Origin of the sequence: Wolbachia endosymbiont of Nomada ferruginata (assembly GCF_001675785.1) — a bacterium.
Classification (GTDB): Bacteria; Pseudomonadota; Alphaproteobacteria; order Rickettsiales; family Anaplasmataceae; genus Wolbachia; species Wolbachia pipientis.
This window is the reverse complement of record NZ_LYUY01000143.1, coordinates 1-1,993: the sequence shown is the minus strand read 5'-3', so window position 1 is coordinate 1,993 and position 1,993 is coordinate 1. Positions and strand designations below refer to the sequence as shown.

Below are 1,993 nucleotides of genomic sequence, written 5' to 3'. Positions count from 1 at the left end.
AATAAATACGGTTCTGAAAAGAATAGTCTACTCCATTTAGCTGCACAAAGAGGAGAAATTGAGATTGTAGATGCAATTTTAAAAGAAGAAATCAATATTGATATTGTAAATAATAAAGGTCTATCACCAATTTATCTTGCTGCAGAAAAAAGGCATTTACATGTAGTAAAGTTATTGCTGAAAAAAGGAGCAAACTATACACCTGTTTTGCACTTAGCAATCAAGTCAAATAATTTAGAATTGCTAAAAACTTTATTTAAAGAAAAGAGCATCAAATTACCAGACGAGATAGGCAAGTCTGTACCAGTTTATTATAGGTGTATAGAACATAGAGATGCAAAAGTAAGAAAATACAACAATGTGATCTGTGTTTTTACCTCAGTAAGTGCAGTAGCAATAGCGGTATGTATAGGGTTAACAGCAACAACAATAAGCAATGCAATCATTTTTGCAACAATAACAGGGATATTTGCACTTATTATAGCAATAATGATAAGTGAGGTGAGCAAAAGATATATAGAAAACGAATTTCAGAAAAAGATGTTTATGGAACTGGAGGAGTGTAGTTCTACTGTTAATGACGTTGAGTTAGAACCAATTACTAGTAGATGCAGACAATGATATACGCTAGAGCTTTTTCTGAAGGTTTAAGACCAGATCCCCAGCTTAAAGTGTCAGAGTGGGCAAATGAGTATCGAGTTTTAGCACCAACTGCAGCATCAGAGCCAGGAAAATGGAGAACAGAGAGAACTCCTTATTTAAAAGAGATCATGGATTCACTTTCTCCGTCCTCACCAGCAGAAAAAGTAGTATTCATGAAAGGAGCGCAGATTGGTGGAACAGAAGCTGGTAACAATTGGATTGGCTACATCATAGATCAGACTCCTGGTCCAATGCTGGTAGTACAGCCAACAGTTGAAATGGGAAAGCGTTGGTCGAAGGGAAGATTTGCACCGTTAATAGAGAGTACGCCATGTTTAAAAAGTAAAGTAAAAGACCCAAGGTCAAGAGATTCAGGGAATACTGTACAGAGTAAGGAATTTCCAGGTGGAATAGTAGTAATAACTGGAGCAAATAGCAGTGTAGGACTTCGTTCTATGCCAGTAAAATATCTCTTTCTTGATGAGATTGATGCCTATCCAGGAGATTCAGGAGGTGAAGGAGATCCAGTTTTACTCAGCATAGCCCGTACTAATACATTTGCACGGCGAAAGATTTTTTTAGTATCAACACCAACGATTCATGGAATAAGCAGAATTGAGAAAGAATTTGAAGCAACAGATAAGCAGTACTTTTTTGTACCATGTCCGTATTGTAATTACTATCAAGTTCTAAAATGGTCACAAATTAAATGGGAAAACAACGACTCAAGAACAGCACATTATGTCTGCACTGAATGTAGCAGCAAAATAGAAAATCATCAAAAGACAGAGATGCTAGACCGTGGAGAATGGAGAGCTACAAATCAAGTACACAATAGCAAAGTAATAGGATTTCACCTTTCAAGTCTTTATAGTCCAGTTGGCTGGTATAGTTGGCAACAAGCAGTAGAAGATTTTCTCCATGCCAAAGAAAGTGAACAATTACTGAAAGTTTGGATAAACACAACGCTTGGAGAAACTTGGGTAGATAAAGGAGAAGTACCAGACTGGAAGCAATTATTTAACAGGAGAGAATTTTTTCAGATTGGCACAGTACCTAGGAGAGAAGTAGTACTTACTGCAGGAGTAGATGTCCAAAAAGATCGTCTAGAGGTGGAAGTTGTAGCCTGGGGAAAAAGCCGTGAAAATTGGTCAATAGACTACCGAGTATTTGAAGGAGATACAGGAGGTGGAGAAGTATGGAAAAAGCTTTCGGAGCTCCTCAATCATCATTTTATCGGTGAAAATGGGCTTGAATATATGATAAGTATGATGGCAGTTGATGCAGGATATGCAACACAGGAAGTATACAATTGGGTAAGAGGTCATCAAGGATCTGGAAGAGTAATGGC

2 protein-coding genes are annotated in these 1,993 nt (G+C 37.5%); both read left to right on the top strand.

What is annotated here, in order from left to right; all coding sequences use genetic code 11:
* Positions 1-621 (top strand): ankyrin repeat domain-containing protein (locus tag BA053_RS06055; RefSeq protein WP_174525439.1); only part of this gene is annotated, 621 nt, incomplete at its 5' end.
* On the top strand, positions 618-1,993 hold a 1,376-nt coding region (locus BA053_RS06050), incomplete at its 3' end, for a phage terminase large subunit family protein (RefSeq protein ID WP_065106866.1). The genes BA053_RS06055 and BA053_RS06050, both read left to right, overlap by 4 nt.